The sequence below is a fragment of the Roseofilum sp. genome, assembly GCF_982964205.1.
On the sequence record NZ_CEZBFX010000013.1, the window covers coordinates 35415 to 54002 of the forward strand.

Here is an 18588-nt window from a genome sequence, read left to right on the forward strand (position 1 = left end):
GGATTCTCCCCTCTTTACTATTGCCTAACAACTTTTAAAGTTTTCAGGGTGGGATCGCTACACCCGGAGATCGTCCCTCCTAGGGATAGGACTTGTTGTAGATAATCCAAGGCTGACATATTAATCATTTCACCCGGCATGATTGCGGGAATGCCAGGAGGATAGGGACAAATGATTTCTGCACAAATACGCTCATCTGTTTGTTCTAAAGGTAAGGTTTCTGTTTGAGAGAAAAAGGCTTGACGAGGAGAAAGGGTAGGACTAATTAAAAATGAAGATGGATGGACAAATAAACATTCTTCTTGCCATCGTTGTAATACGGTGGGATCGGAGGAACACTCATGAGTCCCTTGGGTTGGGCAAATTTGGGCTAATCCTTGGACTAATTGATCGATATCAGCCTGAGTGTTGCCCAGACTAATAATAAAGGTTAAAGACTGGGCAGAGGGTAATTCAGCAATAACCCCGTGGCGATCGTGTAACAGTCGATCGGCTTGATAGCCGGTTAAGCCGCAAGAGGTGACTTTAACATTTAAGCGAGTGGGATCTAAAGCAAGAAACCCCTTGCTGATTTTGGTCTCTAAAACTTTTAATTGAGGAATGGTTTTTAGGCTTTGTTGTGCCCGTTCTGCTAACTGTAAGGTTTGAGAAATCAAGCTCTCTCCTTGGAGAGCCATTTGCTGACGAGCAGCATCTAAAGAGGCGAGCAGTAAATAACTGGGGCTGGTTGATTGGAGCAGTTGGAGCGATCGCCGAATGGCTTCCGGCTCAATCCGCGCCCCTTTCAGATGAAGCATTGAGGCTTGTGTCATCGCTCCTAAAACCTTATGACTCGATTGAATCGCTACATCCGCGCCACAAGATAGGGCCGAAGGAGGTAAATCTGGATGGAAGTGAAAATGGGGGCCATGGGCTTCATCTACAATCAAGGGAATATGAGAGTCATGGCATAACTGAGCGATCGCCTCCACATCTCCACAAACCCCCTGATACGTTGGATAAACCATCATCACTGCCTTCGCATCGGGATGTTGGGTCAACGCCTTCTGGATCGACATCGGCGTAACACTATTGACCATATCCCAATCCGGATCGTACTCCGGATTAACAAAAATCGGCATCGCTCCAGAGAGAATTAATCCAGAAATTGCCGAACTATGAATATTTCGGGGTAAAATGATCTTCTCGCCACTGGTGCAAGTTGCCAAAATCGCAGCCATTACACCGACTGTCGAACCATTGACCAAAAACCAGGTTCGATCGGCACCAAACGCTTGAGCTGCCAAATCTTGGGCTTCTCGGATTGTCCCATCTGGAGCATATAAATTATCCAGATCCGGCAATTCCGATAAATCCGCTTGAAAGACCAAACTCCCAAATAAATCAGCCAAAGGGCGAGAAATACCAACTCCCCGCTTATGGCCAGGAGTATAAAACGGAGCGTGAGGGTGGGTCACATAGTGGCGAAGCGCATCTAAAATGGGGGTTTTGGCTTGAGACACTTTGGTAAATCCTATAACTTTCAATCAACCCAGTTGGCGATCGGTACACACTTAAATCAACTTAACAACCTGAAACTTCATTAACAAACTCCACTAATGCTCAGAGCTGGAATTGTTGGACTGCCCAATGTGGGCAAATCAACGTTATTTAACGCCTTAGTCGCCAATGCTAAAGCACAAGCGGCTAATTTTCCATTTTGTACAATTGAACCCAATGTTGGGGTGGTTGCCGTCCCTGACGAACGCCTGTCCGTATTGGCTAAAATTTCCCAATCGGAACAAATCGTTCCCACGCGGATTGAATTTGTTGATATTGCTGGTTTAGTCCAAGGAGCCAGTCAAGGTGAAGGCCTGGGTAACCAGTTTTTAGCCAATATTCGAGAAGTAGATGCCATTGTGCATGTGGTTCGATGCTTTGAAAATGATGATATCATTCATGTTTCCGGTTCTGTCGATCCGAGTCGGGATATTGAGGTGATTAATCTAGAGTTGGCCCTAGCTGACTTGAGTCAAGTTGAACGGCGATTAGACCGCGCTCGTAAGCAAGCCAGAGGTAATAAGGACGGCCTGGTCGAAGTGAGTGCCCTGGAAAAACTACTTCCTGTCTTGAATGAAGGAAAATCTGCCCGTTTAGCGTCTTTGAATGAGGAAGAACTCGACAGCATTCAAGGTTTGGGTCTGTTAACGGCTAAACCGATTATTTATGCAGCGAATGTATCTGAAGATGATTTAGCCGAAGGTAATGAATGGGTAGAGGTGGTCAAACAAATGGCGGCCCAAGAAACGGCCCAAGTAGTGACCATTTCCGCCCAGGTGGAGTCAGAGTTAATCGAATTGCCACCAGAAGACCGGGACGATTTTCTGGCCAGTTTGGGCGTAGAGGAGGGGGGTCTACAATCGTTGATTCGTGCCACCTATACCCTGTTGGGATTACGTACCTATTTAACCACTGGGCCCAAGGAAACCCGCGCTTGGACTATTCAAGCAGGGATGAGTGCTCCCCAAGCTGCGGGCGTAATTCATTCCGATTTTGAGCGGGGATTTATTCGGGCTGAAACTATTGCGTACCAGGATTTAGTCAGTAATGGTTCTATGAATGCAGCCAAGGAAAAAGGGCTGGTACGCAGCGAGGGTAAAGAGTATGTGGTGCAAGAAGGGGATGTGATGTTATTCCGGTTTAATGTTTAAAGTGGGGAGTGAGGCGTGCGGAAATTAGCTCAGGGGGGTTGAACAAATCTTCTAAGATAGATCGAATGTATGCTTGTTTTGCATGTTCCCTGTTTTTAAAGATGACAAAATCCAATTCTAGCGATCGCCAGCCCCCCGAGTCTAAACCGGAACCCAAGCCAGAACTCTCCTTAACTCCCCCTAAAGTTCAACGGCCCAAACCCCCGGAAATTGTTCAAAGACCTCGAAGACCTCAAACTACGCCCTCAGCGAAACCCGAGGCGACACCTGAGGTGAAACCCGAGGCGAAACCCGAACGAGCCTCTAAAGTCCCTAAACCCCGTAAAGTTCAGGATGCTCCCCGATTGCCAAAAATGGAACAACCAGAACCCGTACCCGAATATGGAGGACGCAAAGCAGGCGATCGGATTGTTCTGCCCTATAGCGGTAAAAGTGTGGAGATTAGCCACTTTTATGAAACCGCCGGCCACTGGTATGCGGCCTTTGAAGTGGGCTGTGTTCGGGCTGATTTATTAGAAAAATCTTCTTAACCCTTGACAGATGATCGAAATGTGATAAACTGTGGTTGGTGGTGAGGAGTAAAGTGAAAGGAAAACGCGCTTGGGGTCGAAACACGGCCAGACTCCCAGGCGCTTTTCCTTTTTCTTGAAGAATTTAACTAACAGGAAAAATATCTTAAGTCTGGGTAGGTTAAGCAGATCGATCCATTAAAATCCAGGGTGACGACAATGGATTAATGATATTGGTGGCGATCGCACTATGACCGAAACAACTCAAACCCTACCCCCTAACTTAGATAAAATTGTCAAACGCTTCCAACGCTCTCAAGACCCAAAGCGTCGCATCGAGCAACTCATTGACTACGCCAAGAAATTACCTCCCTTTCCAGACACAGATAAAGTCGAAGAAAATAAAGTCCCGGGTTGTGTCTCCCAAGTCTATGTCACGGCGACCCTAGAAGACGGGAAACTACACTATCAAGCCGATTCTGATGCCCAGTTGACCAAAGGCTTAGTGGCATTACTCGTCAGAGGATTAGATGGATTAAGCCCTGAAGAAGTCGCCACTCTCTCTGGGGACTTCATCCAAGAGACGGGATTATGTGTAAACTTAACGCCGTCTCGGGCTAATGGGTTTTACAATATCTTTGAGACGATGAAAAAAAAGGCGATCGTCGCTTCTATGAACAACTAAACCCTCCACAACACTGTTAGTTTGGGTAGCACGCTCTACCCTCGTTTCCCTATTCCTTATGCCCTATGAATACCCGTATTGGAATTGTAACCGCCTCAGACCGAGCCAGCGCAGGAGTCTATGAAGACCTCTCTGGAAAAGCCATTATCGACCGACTCGAAGCATATCTCACCAGTCCCTGGGAATCCGTCTATGAGGTCATCCCAGACGACTATGACACCATTAAAACCACCCTTATTTCCCTCATTGACGATCGCCACTGCTCCCTCGTTGTCACCACTGGAGGCACCGGACCCGCTCCCAGGGACGTAACCCCGGAAGCCACGGAAGAAGTCTGCAACAAAATGCTACCAGGCTTTGGGGAACTCATGCGTTCCGTATCCCTGCAATATGTTCCCACAGCTATTTTATCGCGACAAACCGCAGGCATTCGCGGCAGCGCTTTAATTGTTAATCTTCCCGGTAAACCGAAATCCATTCGCGAATGTTTAGATGCTGTATTTCCCGCCATTCCCTACTGTTTAGACTTAATTGGCGCACCCTATCTAGAGTGTAATTCGGACGTGATTCAAGTCTTTCGACCGAAGAAAAAGTAATATCAAATTCGATTAAGGTTGAGACACAACAGTTTATCTACAACAACGATACAGCGCTTTGCGCTGTCACGGAGTACAGTATCATTGAGATCAGTCATTGCGAAGGTCACGCAAGTGGAATGAAGCAATCGCAAAATCTCGCAATCTTGGCGATTGCTTCCCTGCGGTCGCAATGACAATTCTAACCCATAGATTAAATTCTGTACCTTATAACAGCGCAAAGCGCTGTATCTGTAGGGGCGAACGGCCGTTCGCCCCTACAAGGATGTTCTATTCTTAATTAGAATAACTATAATATCAAATTCGGCTAAACATTTGTCATTGCGACCTCCTCCGAAGCAATCGCCAAGATTACCGAGATGATCGAGATTGCTTCGTTTCGCTGGCGCTCCACTCGCAATGACATAGTGTAGGATTTGATATTAATTGTTCATTGTTCATTGTTCATTGTTAATTAATTTCCTCCCATTTTCCTTGTAGAGTAAATCCTGCCCAATAAAACGGCGCTTTCCATTGAGTCTCGGTTTGCATCTCCAGTTGTGCCTCTTGCAAGGCTTTTGTGGGCGATAATTGTTCTTGCCACATCAGACGATAAAAACGAGTCATCATTTCTGCGGTGGCGGCATCATCAACATTCCATAAACTGACGAGTACCCTAGGCGTACCCGCATACATAAACCCTCGGGTTAATCCGATTAAGCCTTCTCCTTGAATTTCTTTCCCTAGTCCCGTTTGGCAAGCACTGAGAACCACCAAATCAGCAGATAAATCTAAGTTGTAAATGTCGTGGAGGCGCAAAAATCCATTGCTGGGATTACCTTGTTCGTCGATTAAGGACAGCACTAACCCCGACAGTTCGGGATTGACGCTGTTGAGAATGCCGTGGGTGGCAAAATGCACCGTACGATACTGGTTTAATGGAGTATGGGTGGCAAAAGCGTAGTTGGCTTCAAAGTCAAAGGCTTGAATCCGTTGGGATTCCGGGATAAGGGAGGCGATCGCCTCAGCTTCTTGCCGAGTACCGGGCAGTCGTTGGAGTTGAACGCCTATATCTGTGGTGGCACGGGGAAGTAAGGACACAGAATTAGATGTTGAGGAAGAAGGATGATTCTCTAACCGTTCGTCATCTCGACTAAACACTGGATCGGCAATGATCGCCAATGCTTGAGGTGCGCTTTGGCGTTGGGAAAAATCTTGACGCAAAATGGCTAGGGTAGATAGGGAAGGAAGATGGACGAGTTCATAAGCTTCGACTAACGAACTCAAGTTGTTTTCTCTAGCATGGGGATTGGGGAGAGCGCTGAAGGGAATGTAGTGTAAGGCTCCATCAGCAACGATCGCCAGACGTTTTTTATCGCTGTGTTCTCTGAGAGGTTGGAGAATCAAGGAATTTAATGCTTCACCAGAGGCGATCGCTTTTTGGGGTTGGCGACGAGAGAGAGGATGGATGATATCGCTACGAAATTGTCTAGCTTTTTGCTCAATTTCTTGGCGAGACGGAAGAATATAAGAGGTTAAACTCTCTTGGGTAATTGCCCAGAGAAAACTACGTTCTTCACCTAAAGCATATTGTAGGACTAAGGTATCGCGATCGAGGATATTTTGCTGAATCTCTTCTAAAGTCACAGGTTCAGGTTGAGTCAGCGCGGCATAGCTCGGACTTACTTCTCTGATTTTCCTTTGTAGAGCCTTGTATTGATTCAGGAGATATTGCCGTTCTTGTTTGAGGTTAACAACTTGTTCTTGAGTAAATTCTTCCTGATATAGGGCAACTTCCCGTCGCTCGAGGGCATCTAATTGTTGCTGTAAGAGGCGTTCCTGAAGCACTAAATCCGGATCGACTCCTTTGCGAATATCGGTATTCGCTTCCGCAAGAAGTTCTAGGAGGCTTCTAGCGCGAGAGCGTTCGTTAATATTAAGCGCTTGCGCATCGTAGTCTTTGGTTGGATTTTGTTGATGCAACTCCATTAACAAGTTGATGTAGAACTCGTAATAGAGCTGTTTAGCAGCAAAAAAGGTTTGTCGTTCTTCCGGGGAATTTTTTCGAGCGCGTACTTCTTCGATGAGGGCGATCGCCGCTTCAATGCGATTCAAAGCCATGCTAAGGTTTCCGCGCTGGCGTTCTATTCGTGCCATTCCCAAGAGTATATCTGCCTCAGTTTCCGGAACAGGATCTAATTTCAGAGCAGTGTTGAACGCATCCCAGGCTTGCTCTAAATTGCCTAACTGAGCATGAACCTTGCCTAATTCAACATAAAGGAAATCATATCGTCTATCAGCAACAATTAATGACTGGTTAAAGAACCTCAAAGCTGGTTCTAAATTCCCCAATTCAAAGTGAAGTTGACCGATTTTTCGCAGACTCGCACCTAGTTTCCATCGCAAACCCCTTTCGTCAAAAAGAGTTAGAGAGTCTTCATAAAACTCCAGCGCTTTTTCTCTCTCTTTCAATTGCTCGTAAACTGTCCCTAAATCCTCCAAGGTTTCTCCTTCTCTCCTGCCATTTCCCAGGTTGCGGTAAATTTGCAACGCTTGCTCATAGGAGGCGAGCGCTTTTTCTCGTTCTCCTAATTCTAGATAAATACCTCCCAGTTTTGACCATACTCCCGCTTCTTTGTGAGGATTGTTAATAAGTTGAGTCAACCGCAAGGCTTCGCGATAAAACTCAAAAGCTTCCGGATAGTCTCCCGAACGAAAATAGAGATTGGCTATCCAAGTTAAGGTATTGACCTCTCCTTCGGGGAAATTACGTTCTTGATAAATTCTTCTAGCTTGCACAAAAAAATCTAACGCCTGTTCGATATCTCCCAGTTCTACATAATCTTCTCCCACACGCATCAAGCCCGTTACTGCTTCATCGGTGCCAATTTTTTGATACTGTTGTCGATAGATATTAAAGGCTTCCCATGCCTTCTGTGGATTGCCAATTTGATAGCAAAGCTTCCCAATTTCTCGAAAAACTTCGGCACTTTTCATCTGTTTAGATTCAAGGAATTCTTGGGCAGAACTGACGGAGCGATCGCAAAACTCTATGGCTTTTTTTTGTTCTCCCGAATAAGCATAAATTCGACCGATCCGGAGAAACATATCCAGGGTTCGTTCTTCTCGAAACGATGCATCGGGTTCTTGTTCGTAAAGTTTCAAGGCTTGGTTATAAGAGACTAAAGCGTTCTCCAAATCTCCCAGAGTCATGTACGTTATTCCCGTCCGGTACAACGTCCAGGCTTCCCCAGAACGATCTCGATTGTCTTGGTAAACTTGCCGCGCTTGAGAAAATAGAAGGATAGCTTCCGGTACCTGCTCTAACTCGTAATGCAGTTCAGCCATCCGTCTCAGATTTACGGCTTCTTTTTTATAGTCTCCTAACTGTTGATAAATGGGAGTTGCTTGCTGGTAAAACTCTAACGCACTTTCCTGTTCTCCGAATTTGATATAGTCATCACCAATTTCAATTAATGTTCTCGCTTCTCGCTCTAAATTTCCTTTTTCTCGGTAAACCTGTGCTGCTTGCTTGAAGGACTCTCGTGCAGGGTAATAATTGCCGAGTTCGTAGTCGATTTTGGCAATTGTTCTCAGATGAAAGACTTCACTGATGCTGTCTCCTAATTCGCGGTCGATCGCAACTCTTTGGCGATAAAAATCTAAGGCTTTTTCCTTCTCTTCCAACTCATTTTCGTAGAGGGACGCAATGCGGTAAAGGGTTCTGGCTTCTCCAGCGCGATCGCCAAGATTCCGATAAAGGTTTAACATGCGATCGAGGGCTTCTAATCCCTGCTCCCACTCTCCGAATCGATGGAGATGGAGGGTGGCAATTTTATCTAAAATCTGGGCTTCTCCCTCTCTATCACCAGCCTGTTGATAGATTTGAACGGCTTGATTTAAGAAGGTTAGCATTTTGTCCTGCTGTTGGCGATCGCCGAACGCTATGGCGATCGCCAACAGAAATGTCGCTTCCCCTTGCAGATCGTTGACCGCTTGATACACTTCTCGTGCTTTGTTATACTGCTCCAAGGCGGCGGCTGGTTCTTCTAAGCGATCGTAAATTTGACCTAATTTGCCAAAAACTATGGGTTGGCGATATTGGAAATCTAATGCTTTATTTGGATCTCCAAGTTGAGTATAAAACTGACTTGTTTCTTTCAACGTCTTCAGTTCTTGGGAATAGTACTCTAGTGCTTTAGCCGTTTCTCCCAGATCGCTAGAGATATTCCCTAAATGATTCAACATTTCCCCTTGCTTAACCCCATTTCCCAGATTTTCGTAAATGGCTAAGGCTTGTTGATAAAACACTAATCCCTGTTGCAGATTATCTGAGGCAAGATAGCGATCGCCTAAAATTTCCAAGGTTAAGGCTTCGCCATCGAAATCGTCTATCTCACGAGCCAGACTCAAAGCTTGCTGGTGAAACTCTAACGCTCTGGCTTGATTCTCCTCCCACCAATAGCGAACCATTATATTTAAGAGCCGAACGTCCTGTTGTTTTGCCCAATGGCTATCTTCTGAAGACAATGCACCAATGTCTTGATAAATGGCTCGAGAGCGATCGAATACGTCCAATCCAGCTTGCTCGTCAAACCATTCAAATAAGCACAATTGAGTTAAATTGCTCAGAACAACCGCTTCGCCTTGGCGATCGCCAATCTCTTCATAAATAGTCAACGCTTGCTGGAACAATTCGTATCGTTCGCTGGTATCGGTTTTCGATTCTGCCAGCCAGTTGAGCAACTGTGCTTCCCCCTGTCGCGAGGCAAAGGTTGCGGTTTGAGGCGATTGATTGAACGCTTCATAAATGGCTAAGGCTTGATGAAAGAATTGGGTAGCTTGATCCGAGTCCCTGGCACGGTGTTGGTTTAAAGTTTCCGAGTGACGAGAGGTAACTGATGTAAAACCGCGATCGCTCGCAAATTGCCATTCTTTCTGCCATCGATCGGCATCCGTGTGGTGAAGTCTCCCTAGTTGACCTAAAATAAAGGCTTCTTGGAGGCGTTCGCCTCTGGCGGGGCTTCGCCTATCGCCAAGCTGTTGAGCCAAAGCTAAAGCATCACGGTAACGCTCCCGCGCTGGGGTAGTGGCTCCCCAATATTGGTAAATCAAGCCAAGTTTAATTAAAGCTGCCGCTTCCTGCTCGGAATTCCCCGCCCTGTGCCATCGGTAACGGAGTTCTTCCCACTGGGCGATCGCCGGCAATTGAGCCGTCAAGGTTTGCTGCCCTCTTAAGCGATCGCCTTTCTCCACCAAGTCTTGAGCCAAAACGAGACAACAATTCTGGGTGAGAATAGATTCTGGGTTAGGTTTCGGGGCGATCGCCACCGATTCAGTTGTCACCAGCACTGTTAACCAGAAGGCAAAGCAAAGACGATTCATGGTAGTTACCCGTTTGTCCGCAAACCATAGATCTCTTGCATAAATGGGCAGAAAATAAGAATTTACCAAATCAAGTTAAAATTTAAACTGAAACCGGGCAAAACATCTTCTCCGGATAAGGTCGTTGGATTGTCTAATGTTTCTTTTTCTTGTCCCTGACGATAAATTTCAACTTGACAGTTTTTCGGGTTAATCAGCCAACCTAACCGAGTACCATTATCCATATATTCGAGCATTTTATTTTGTAGCAGTGTTAAGGAATCGCTAGGCGATCGCAGCTCGATGACAAAATCGGGACACAAGGGCGGGAACTTGTCTTTCTGCTCTGCGCTTAAGGCTTCCCATTTAGCTAAAGGTATCCAAGAGGCATCGGGAGAGAGATCGCTACCGTCTGCAAGGTGAAAGCAAGTGGAAGAATCAAAGACTATTCCTAATTGGCTTTGTCGGTTCCATAAATTGAGTTCAACATTAATATCGGAATTCCGTCTTCCTGTTTCTCCTCCTGTCGGTGGCATAATAACTAAGTCTCCTCGAGCCGTTCGTTCTAATTTTAAGTCGCGGTTGGCAGCACAAAGTTGATAAAATTGTTCCTCGGTAATTGAGGCGCTTTCTGGATTGTTTAAAATGAATGTGGTCATGGTTTGATCTCCTTATTGACATCCTCACCCGTCTGTCTGAAGCCATGGTAATTCAATTTTAGCTCGATCGTGCGCTGGCTAGTCGTTCGATACAGCAGAGCGATCGCAGTCCAGTTCGAGAATGGGCTAATAGGATATAGTGAAGCTAGAGTGCGATCGCCACTATCCTCCAAAACTATGAATAACCCATCAAAGATGTCCAACCATCAAAAACTCGCTCTACTTCAAGAAATTGAGCAAATTCCAGAAGAAGATATCCCCGGTTTGCTAGAACTGGTTCGTTGCCTTCGTCAACAGACTGTTCAAACCAATCCCGTGCAGAATTGGAATGATGCGATGGTTCGTCTTAATAGTGGCGATCGTCAAGACAAACAACTCAAACAGCAAAGATTACAAGAGATGTTTGCCTCTTGGTCTGAGTTGGATGACGAATGCGAACAAAAAGAATCCTTAAAACTCATTGAATCTCTACAAAGAACATCCATTTAATGGCTGAAGTTATTATCTTAGATTCTGCATTCTAGCAGCTCAAGCCCTTTCGTTAGAAAATTATGGCCATGAGGTACTCGTTGCGACAAGTAACGTAAAGCATTTATCTCTCTTTGTCAAAGCAGGGGTATGGGAGAGTATTTAATGCGATCGATCATCTCAGGAATGGGCCAATAGGATATAGTGCAGATAGAGCGCTATGTGTTAATCAACCGTTGTACTTCAATCTCCACATCCGCACACGCAATCGGCGATCGCGTCCCTGTTGTTAAAATAGTTTCCGTGGCATAGATTCCCTTTTGAAGATCGGTATAGACGTGAAGTTGATTCTTTTGGAGATTCACAACCCAGTATTCTGGTATTCCCGATTCAGCGTAGATTTGTTTTTTCGTCGTTAGGTCTTGAGTTAGGGTAGTGTTAGCAAATTCAATAATCCAGAAAATATCCCTCGGATAGGGATGGTGTTCTAAGTAGACTCGTCCCAGAGGTTTAACGATCGCAAGATCTGGAATAGGTTCGGAATTATTATTAAGGGTGATGGGGTGTGCTTCGCGAACTTTGGCACGGTTGCCTAACAAACTGCGCAGATAATCTCCAACTTCGCTGTTGTAGTAAGCGTGGGTTTCTCCTTCTGGTGGCATAACAATAAGTTCTCCGCGTATGAGTTCTAGCGGTTTATCGTTGAATACACCTGCGCGGATGGCATGGTGATAGCGATCGATTGTCCATTTATAGGTGGTAAGGGTCATAAAATCACTTTAATCTTTAATCAAAGGATTGCCGATCTCCATGATAGAACACACTCTAGATAGCCAACCAGTAGTAATTCTATTACTCACAAGAGGTATCCCTTCCACCCGAGCCGTACGTTCTTCAGCATGGCTAATTGTTTTTAATTGGATGGGCGATAATTTTTGGTGGGGGTAGAGTTTATCAAAAATTGCCGCGATCGAGATCGCCGATTTATCAGAAGTTCTACTATCTTCTAACAAGCGCTCGGCTTTTGCCGTGAAGTCGCGATCGATTAATAGGGCTGTGGCAACAAGTTGCGGTGCAACCCAACTGCCGTGTTTGATTCGAGACCACAGTAACTCTAAATAGAGTTCAACATCATCCAGCAGTAGAAGAATTACACAAGCGACTAAATGAGTTCGCCAATTTATATCCTCAAAAAGAATGATTAAGTCATCTAATATTTGGTAGTCTGGGTATTGGGAAATTAGTCCCTTAATTTGCGCGATCGCATGGTCTATTTCTATATCTGTAGCATTAAATTTGAGAAGCATGAGATAATCGATTTTCCAAGATAATTTCGTCTCGCCATCACCTTCTGTTATTTCAAAAACAAAAGTATGACAAACTGGATCTTTCCTTATTTCTCTTCCCACTCTTTCTTTTCTTTCTCTTTCCTCTCTTGCTTCTCTTTCTCTCTTATTTTGAGTGCGCTTATTCATGTTTTGACGATCCACTAAAATTTAATATCCTTTATTAAATTTTAAAAAAAAATACTGGCGATCAAGTTTTTTACTGGTCTATTATAATCGTCTTAGTGCAACTATACCAGCGCCTCTTTTCAGATTTCATAGAGCTATAGTTCTTGCATACCTCCATTATCTTTAGTTACTGCCAAGATAAACCAAGTCCCTCGGCTGGCTAATGCTCCTTTATTGACTGTTAAGTGTTGAGTTCTCAACCAACTGGGGATAAACTTTTGGGTAATGCAATCCGGTTTAAACCCAGCTTCAGTAGTCAACGCTGCCAGATCCTGAATTTTCATCGCGCTCCAATAGGGTTCATTGTTATTCGCTGTTTCCCAATCAAATAAGAAAGCTTGATAGGGAGTGAGATAGGAATAGGGAGGAGATTCTAGGTGAACCATCATACCACCGGGACGCAGGAGGCGATCGCACTCTTTCAACACGCGTCGAATGGCCGAAACCGGGATTTCGTGGAATAAAATGTGACTGACGATTAAATCAAAGGAACCATCCGCAAACGTCATAGACTCCGCATTTTGTTGATGGAAATGAACCCTGCGGTTTAAAGCTTCTGCTCGACCATGACCATACCGCAATAAGGGAGCGCTCAGATCTACCCCATGTACTTCTGCTTCTGGATAAGCCTCCACATAGGGTAGGGTACTGTGACCAACCGAACAGCCTAAATCAAGAATATTCTGGGGTTGAAACTGGGGATATTCGTCTTTCAGATAGTGATGAATGAGGCTCTGTCCTAAGTCATCATTCAAGGAACCCAACCATCCTAACCCATAAAGATAAACGCCATGGTCATAAATAGCGCCTGCGGTAACATCATCTTCTTGGTCTTCCGTATGATATCCCCCAGGCATACAGTGAATATCCACCTGGGTTTGATGGGAAGGCATGGTAAAGTTGGGGTCTAGAGTCAAAGAACCCAAGGAGGGATGTTTGGGTTTAGACCGCTCAATCAATTCTGGCAGTTGTCGCTCAACGCTCATACTGACCGACTGCCACAGCATTTCCTGATTCAGCCGTTTTAAGGCACCCATCCACTGATAGCGTGGTTGTTTTTTCATGAGGCGACGAATTTCCCAAGGCTGAGGATTGGGGTTCTGGGCGGTTAATTCTGGCTCTATTTCTTGCTCGTACAGGGTTTTGATGCTAGGAAAGATCTTGTGCTGCAAATAGCCTTTGAAGCTCATGACAAATTCTTGACGTGCCCTTTCATCATGGGTTGCTTTCGGTAAAACAGGATGTTGATATTCTGAAGTCATCATGGCTGTTGAGTTCCGCATTCGTGAATTAGAGTGGCTTGATTTTAGCGCAAATTTGTAGATCGAGGGAATCCAGAAAGGTTTAGATGGCGGTTCAACTCAAACTACGAAGCTAAGTCTCTCCATTCTCACCCAATAAGGCATCTAAATCTCGATATCCACTGACAATACGCACAATAAAAATACCCTCATCATGAGGATAGTAGAATATAATGTAATCTGCTACCAAAAATCCTCTTAAATTCGGTCTAATCTTGTCATACCGCTTACCCATATTTGGAAAACCAGCAACTAATGTACATTTTTGCCGAATAGCATCAAAGAGATTGCTGGTATAGGAAGGATTATGTTGAGCAATATAATCACAAATTTCATTAAGGTCTCTGATGGCATCTTCTGAAAATTGATAAGTTGCCATTATCTCAATCCGAACTCATCTCGCAATCTGTCTTGTAATCGCTCAAAAACTAATTCTCCATCGGTTACATTCCCCTCCAAAATCTGCTGAGTTGCACTATCAATTTTTTGGCGTAATTCTTCTAGTTGACTATTGATTTCATTTTGCTCTTCAGCTAAAATAATCACCTCAACCCTTTGACCGGGTGCAAAGGGTAGATCGGATAAAACTAACTGTTCCGGATTGTCAATCGTTACATATTTCTTGTAAGCATTCATGATTTGAATATCCCGATCGTGGCACTACGATGATTGGCTGTTGAGTTGGACAGTCGTGAATCAGAGTGGCTTGATTTTAGCGTAAGATTCTTAATTACCCAGGTTTTGCCTAGAGTTGATCGAGTATTTTTTCTAAGGCAGGATAGTTGATTTTGGCGTTGTGACGGGCATCAACGGGGATTTTAGATACAATTTTGATTTCATCAATTTGGGCAAATTCCAGGGCTGATTTGAGCTGGGAGAATTGATGTTCATCAGCCGGGTGTAGGGGATTTAATTCTAAAATTAGCCAGCGTTGGTTGTGATACTTAACTAGGGCAGCGCGTTGGATCGCCGGGAATTGATGGGCGATCGCCTCTACACTTAAAGGATAGAGTATCCCTTTATCGTCCTCAATCTTGGCACGGGTGCGGCCGAGCAGCCATAAATTCCCCTCAGTGTCCAAATAACCCGCATCTCCAGTACGATGCCAAGGGGTATCCCCAACGCGAAATTTGGTTTCTAAATCCCCAACACCGTTGACATAACCGGGTAAAACATGGTCTCCACTGACCACAATTTCCCCGGCGGTTAGGGGCGGTAAGGTATACTCAGCAAAGGCTTCAGGAGTCAGGGGCGCAATGGGTGTTCCCCAGGAGTCGGGGATAATTTTGAGGTTGATTTCCGGTATAGGATAACCTGCGTATAGTCCACCAAGAGAGCAAGGAGTCGAAGTCCGGTTACTGAGCGAAGTCGAAGTATGGGCGATGGGTTCGGCTTCCGTGGAGCCATACATGGGAATAACTCGGGCACTTTTGGCACATTTTTGCAGGCGATCGCACAATTGAGGAAAAACCGGAGCGCCCCCTGTAAAAATACGCTGGAAGCTTTCCAACCCAATCTCGTGCTGTTCGCCATAACTCACCAAACGCTCCAAAAATGCCGGAGAAGCAGCCGTACTGATGGGTTGATGGGTTTGAATTTGCCGCAAAATGGGAGCAGGATTAACCAATCCCGGTTTTCTTAAGTCTCCCGCAGGAATAAGGCTAGTCACTCCAGAAGCCAGATTCGCCAAAATAAAGATCGGCAGGGTTGTCAAATCGATCGCTCCGCGTTGATGATGCAGATGATGCGCTAACACTTGATGCTGGGTGAGCAGAAAACTATGGGTACGCAAAGCCGCTTTCGGTTTCCCCGTGCTACCACTGGTAAACGTTAACAAGGCAGCCGTTTCAGCCGTCGCTGGATACACAGTTGGTGAAGGAGGATAACTCCGCCAACGCTGCCAATTTTTAAGCCCCGGAAGAAAAATATTGGGAACCAATTTCAGAGGTATCCGCCGTAGAGCTGGAGATTTTAACAGCAGCAAACTGGCTTTTGGCGTTGCCAACAGTCCTTGAGGGGGGGCTATCTCACAACATTGTTCCAGATGAGTTTGACCAGCGCTAGGATCGAGAAACATGGCAATCATGCCCAGTTTGAACAGCGCCAGTAAGGCAATGTACAGATCGATAGACATGGGCAAGAATACGAGAAGGCGCTCCCCTGCTTTTAACCCCAACTCTTGCAAATAAGCCGCCGCACGACTTGAAGCTATATCCAATTCAGAAAAAGAAATCGACTGTTTCTGGGCAATAATGGCCGGACAATTCCCAGACTGACTACACTGTTCTTGAAGACGATAGGTAATATTCACCATTACTCCTCCTGTAACCATTGGGGAGGGTTAACAATAAGCTGTGCAGCGCGATCGTGATCCAAGGGTTTGGCAAAAAAGTACCCTTGAGCCATTTCACAGCCTAGAACTTGTAACTGTTTAATTTGCTCTATGGTTTCCACTCCTTCAGCCGTTACATCCATACCTAATTGATGAGCTAGGGTAATAATCGCTTCGACAATTTTCAGATTATCTTCATTTTCATCTAAGTCGCGAATAAACGAGCGGTCAATTTTCAAGGTATCCACTTTTAAGCGCTGAAGATAGCTTAGAGAAGAATAACCCGTGCCAAAATCATCTAAACACACGCGAATTTGGCGGTCTTGAAACTTTTCGATTAGTATCTCTGATTGATCGTTTTCCATAATCACACTTTCCGTGATTTCCAGTTTGATTAAGTTTCCATCAATTTCCACCCCTTGCAAGACTTTATCGAGTTGCTCAATTAAGTCCGCCTGTAAGAATTGCTTGGTTGACAAATTAATGCTGATGGCAATCGGAAAATAGTTGAGATACCGCTCTTGCCAAATCCTTAGTTGTTGACAAGCCTCCTTTAAAATCCAACGACCGATGGGCACAATTAAGCCCGTTTCTTCTGCTGCCGGAATGAACTCATTGGGTGGAATAAATCCCCGTTCCGGATGTTGCCAACGCACCAGGGCTTCAAACCCCGATATTTTTCCCGTTTTCAAGGAAACAATGGGTTGATATTGTAAATAAAATTCATTGCGTTTTAGAGCTTGTCGTAAATCCATTTCTAGGCGTAGCAAGGATACGGCATTAGCGTGCATAGCTGAGTCAAAAATCTTATAGCTCCCTTGCCTTGACGCTTTTGCCCGGTACATCGCCGTTTCTGCATCTCGGAGAATCTCTTGAGGAGGGCGTTCTTCTCCCATATAGAAGGTAATCCCAGTACTAATATTTAAATATACTGTATGTTGATCGACATCGAAGGGAGCGAGAAATTCTTGATGAATTTGTTTGGCAATTCCAGTTACTTCTTCTAAGTTACGAATTTCTTCGAGTAAGATCGCAAACTCATCACCGCCTAAATGGGCTAACGTATCGATCAGACGGGTTAAGTTTTCCAATCGACGAGCCATGGCAACAATCAATTGATCCCCGATCGCGTGACCTAAAGAGTCATTGATGACTTTAAAGCGATCGCCATCAATAAACAAGACAGCAAATCGATAATCAGGTTGATGGTTTTGCCGGCTGACGGCATCTTCTAACCGCTCTAAAAATAATGTCCGATTCGGCAATCCCGTCAAGTTACTATAATAGGCTTGATGATGGAGGCGTTTCTGAACTTTGTGACGTTCAATAATTTCTTTTTTCAGTTCTTGATTGGCTTCCTCTAGTCGTGCTGTCCGCTCTTGTACCCGTCGTTCTAGTTCCAAGTTGAGTTGTTCAACTTGGGCTTGGGCAGCTTGGCGATCGCGGATTTCTTGCTGCAAACAAGCTTGTTGTTGTTTAATCTTTTTGCTTAAGCTCTGGATTTTAAGCTGGGTTTTTAATCGAATAATCGTTTCCGGTTCATTATAGCCACTAAAAATACAATCAAAAATCCCCATAGAGACCAATGTTTCTGATTGAATCGTTAGCCGATGATCGGCAATTAAAACGACCGGAATTTCACAGGTTTTGATATTTTGTTTCAGGTTTAAACAAAGATCGCGATCTTCCGATTGAATCTCGCTCACTTTAAGAATAATCAAATCTGGCTGAGTGGATCGGGCAATCATTAGCGCCATCAGAGGATTAGGAATATGGCGCAGCGTATATCCTTCTTGACTGAATCGGTGAGCTAAATCCTCAAATCCTTGGGATTGGCGATCGACCAGTAAGATATTTCCGAGGGGCAAAGATAATTGAATCTGATCCATTCGTTCATTGGCAGATGCATACGATCTAGACACGAAAGAAGACGAGAACAACATTCAGGAGCGGTTGTACGAGTGAAGGCTAGATTATGGAGCCAGCGATCGCCACAGTTATCCAAGAGTAATTTTATCTCTCTTGAAGGGAGTATCTGAGAAAAGTCAACTTAAGTTCAGGTTTCCCCTATTGTAAAACACACTGGATTCTCCTGAAGCGACTATTTTATGTCCTCAGCCTGGTTATGCACCCAACCATTGATAATCTTATATCCCCATTGAGGATGAGCGGCTGCCAGTCGTTGAGCGGCTTCTGGTTCGGCGATCGCGCACAAGTCAAGCAGCTTTTGATATCCTTCTTGTTTTTCCAGCTCTCGACGCTCCTGAGCCTGTTTTTGACGCTGCTCAGGGCCGATCTGAGGTCTTCCTGGAAGTAGAGAATCGATTTGATGTAACGGTTCCATGGGGAATGGGGGATGGGGAGATAGGGAGATAGGGGGATAGGGAGATAGGGAGATAGGGAGATAGGGGGATAGGGAGATAGGGAGGTTTGATCGTATTATTAAAAGTTAACTTTTGAAAAAAGGATAAAATCCTCTCTCCACCAGACT

General features: G+C 44.9%; 16 protein-coding genes. 5 read left to right on the forward strand and 11 right to left on the reverse strand.

Annotated features, from left to right (window positions below; all coding sequences use genetic code 11):
• Nucleotides 1-17: 17 nt before the first annotated feature.
• On the reverse strand, nt 18-1502 hold the full coding sequence (locus AC3A14_RS05825; protein ID WP_318732144.1) for an aminotransferase class I/II-fold pyridoxal phosphate-dependent enzyme: 1485 nt from the start codon (nt 1500-1502) through the stop codon (nt 18-20).
• A gap of 96 nt (nt 1503-1598) precedes the next feature.
• Here AC3A14_RS05825 and ychF point away from each other — a divergent pair, with 96 nt between their 5' ends.
• The 4 genes from ychF to mog all read left to right on the forward strand — a co-directional run bounded on the left by ychF (nt 1599) and on the right by mog (nt 4480).
• Entirely contained in the window at nt 1599-2690 is a 1092-nt protein-coding gene (ychF, locus tag AC3A14_RS05830; protein ID WP_318700262.1) for a redox-regulated ATPase YchF, read from the forward strand.
• Nucleotides 2691-2791: 101 nt separating this feature from the next.
• Entirely contained in the window at nt 2792-3220 is a 429-nt protein-coding gene (locus AC3A14_RS05835; RefSeq protein ID WP_318719909.1) for a hypothetical protein, read from the forward strand.
• Nucleotides 3221-3449: 229 nt separating this feature from the next.
• Nucleotides 3450-3884 carry a SufE family protein gene (locus tag AC3A14_RS05840; protein WP_318700260.1) on the forward strand — a complete coding sequence of 145 codons (435 nt, stop codon included), beginning with the start codon at nt 3450-3452 and terminating at the stop codon, nt 3882-3884.
• 65 nt (nt 3885-3949) lie between these two features.
• Nucleotides 3950-4480 carry a molybdopterin adenylyltransferase gene (mog, locus tag AC3A14_RS05845; protein WP_318700259.1) on the forward strand — a complete coding sequence of 177 codons (531 nt, stop codon included), beginning with the start codon at nt 3950-3952 and terminating at the stop codon, nt 4478-4480.
• 450 nt (nt 4481-4930) lie between these two features.
• On the opposite strand, the gene AC3A14_RS05850 is transcribed toward mog, so the two are convergent.
• The gene (locus AC3A14_RS05850; protein WP_487778936.1) at nt 4931-9844 is read right to left on the reverse strand and encodes a tetratricopeptide repeat protein; all 4914 of its coding nucleotides are present in this window, start codon (nt 9842-9844) and stop codon (nt 4931-4933) included.
• Nucleotides 9845-9906: 62 nt separating this feature from the next.
• Complete coding sequence (locus tag AC3A14_RS05855; protein WP_318732142.1) at nt 9907-10482, reverse strand: Uma2 family endonuclease; 576 nt, start codon at nt 10480-10482, stop codon at nt 9907-9909.
• A gap of 177 nt (nt 10483-10659) precedes the next feature.
• Here AC3A14_RS05855 and AC3A14_RS05860 point away from each other — a divergent pair, with 177 nt between their 5' ends.
• Nucleotides 10660-10971, forward strand: a complete 312-nt coding sequence (locus AC3A14_RS05860) for a hypothetical protein (protein ID WP_487778937.1) — start codon at nt 10660-10662, stop codon at nt 10969-10971.
• Nucleotides 10972-11168: 197 nt separating this feature from the next.
• Here AC3A14_RS05860 and AC3A14_RS05865 read toward each other — a convergent pair whose 3' ends face one another.
• The 8 genes from AC3A14_RS05865 to AC3A14_RS05900 form a co-directional block, all read right to left on the reverse strand.
• Nucleotides 11169-11720 carry a Uma2 family endonuclease gene (locus tag AC3A14_RS05865; protein WP_318700255.1) on the reverse strand — a complete coding sequence of 184 codons (552 nt, stop codon included), beginning with the start codon at nt 11718-11720 and terminating at the stop codon, nt 11169-11171.
• Nucleotides 11721-11729: 9 nt separating this feature from the next.
• Nucleotides 11730-12257 (reverse strand): hypothetical protein, encoded by a 528-nt coding sequence (locus AC3A14_RS05870; RefSeq protein WP_318700254.1) that lies wholly within the window; start codon nt 12255-12257, stop codon nt 11730-11732.
• A gap of 302 nt (nt 12258-12559) precedes the next feature.
• Nucleotides 12560-13729 (reverse strand): class I SAM-dependent methyltransferase, encoded by a 1170-nt coding sequence (locus AC3A14_RS05875; protein WP_318732140.1) that lies wholly within the window; start codon nt 13727-13729, stop codon nt 12560-12562.
• 109 nt (nt 13730-13838) lie between these two features.
• Nucleotides 13839-14144: a type II toxin-antitoxin system RelE/ParE family toxin gene (locus AC3A14_RS05880; RefSeq protein ID WP_318732139.1), complete on the reverse strand. Its 306-nt coding sequence runs from the start codon at nt 14142-14144 to the stop codon at nt 13839-13841.
• Nucleotides 14144-14401, reverse strand: coding sequence for a hypothetical protein (locus AC3A14_RS05885; RefSeq protein ID WP_318732138.1), 258 nt, complete (start codon nt 14399-14401; stop codon nt 14144-14146). The genes AC3A14_RS05880 and AC3A14_RS05885 overlap by 1 nt, the downstream gene beginning before the upstream one ends.
• A gap of 109 nt (nt 14402-14510) precedes the next feature.
• Nucleotides 14511-16097, reverse strand: coding sequence for an AMP-binding protein (locus tag AC3A14_RS05890; RefSeq protein WP_318719911.1), 1587 nt, complete (start codon nt 16095-16097; stop codon nt 14511-14513).
• Nucleotides 16079-17986, reverse strand: a complete 1908-nt coding sequence (locus tag AC3A14_RS05895; protein WP_318732137.1) for a GGDEF/EAL domain-containing response regulator — start codon at nt 17984-17986, stop codon at nt 16079-16081. Before AC3A14_RS05895 ends, AC3A14_RS05890 begins: the two co-directional genes overlap by 19 nt.
• Nucleotides 17987-18198: 212 nt before the next feature.
• A complete protein-coding gene (locus tag AC3A14_RS05900) occupies nt 18199-18441 on the reverse strand; it encodes a hypothetical protein (protein WP_318700250.1) in 243 nt (80 codons plus the stop codon).
• Nucleotides 18442-18588: the final 147 nt, after the last annotated feature.

Coding starts and splice junctions, on each gene's coding strand:
- AC3A14_RS05890 (WP_318719911.1), bottom strand. CDS start 16,097: ATGGTTACAGGAGGAGTAATGGTGAATATTACCTATCGTCTTCAAGAA.
- AC3A14_RS05840 (WP_318700260.1), top strand. CDS start 3,450: ATGACCGAAACAACTCAAACCCTACCCCCTAACTTAGATAAAATTGTC.
- ychF (WP_318700262.1), top strand. CDS start 1,599: ATGCTCAGAGCTGGAATTGTTGGACTGCCCAATGTGGGCAAATCAACG.
- AC3A14_RS05850 (WP_487778936.1), bottom strand. CDS start 9,844: ATGAATCGTCTTTGCTTTGCCTTCTGGTTAACAGTGCTGGTGACAACT.
- AC3A14_RS05900 (WP_318700250.1), bottom strand. CDS start 18,441: ATGGAACCGTTACATCAAATCGATTCTCTACTTCCAGGAAGACCTCAG.
- AC3A14_RS05895 (WP_318732137.1), bottom strand. CDS start 17,986: ATGGATCAGATTCAATTATCTTTGCCCCTCGGAAATATCTTACTGGTC.
- AC3A14_RS05880 (WP_318732139.1), bottom strand. CDS start 14,144: ATGGCAACTTATCAATTTTCAGAAGATGCCATCAGAGACCTTAATGAA.
- mog (WP_318700259.1), top strand. CDS start 3,950: ATGAATACCCGTATTGGAATTGTAACCGCCTCAGACCGAGCCAGCGCA.
- AC3A14_RS05875 (WP_318732140.1), bottom strand. CDS start 13,729: ATGATGACTTCAGAATATCAACATCCTGTTTTACCGAAAGCAACCCAT.
- AC3A14_RS05885 (WP_318732138.1), bottom strand. CDS start 14,401: ATGAATGCTTACAAGAAATATGTAACGATTGACAATCCGGAACAGTTA.
- AC3A14_RS05865 (WP_318700255.1), bottom strand. CDS start 11,720: ATGACCCTTACCACCTATAAATGGACAATCGATCGCTATCACCATGCC.
- AC3A14_RS05870 (WP_318700254.1), bottom strand. CDS start 12,257: ATGCTTCTCAAATTTAATGCTACAGATATAGAAATAGACCATGCGATC.
- AC3A14_RS05855 (WP_318732142.1), bottom strand. CDS start 10,482: ATGACCACATTCATTTTAAACAATCCAGAAAGCGCCTCAATTACCGAG.
- AC3A14_RS05860 (WP_487778937.1), top strand. CDS start 10,660: ATGAATAACCCATCAAAGATGTCCAACCATCAAAAACTCGCTCTACTT.
- AC3A14_RS05835 (WP_318719909.1), top strand. CDS start 2,792: ATGACAAAATCCAATTCTAGCGATCGCCAGCCCCCCGAGTCTAAACCG.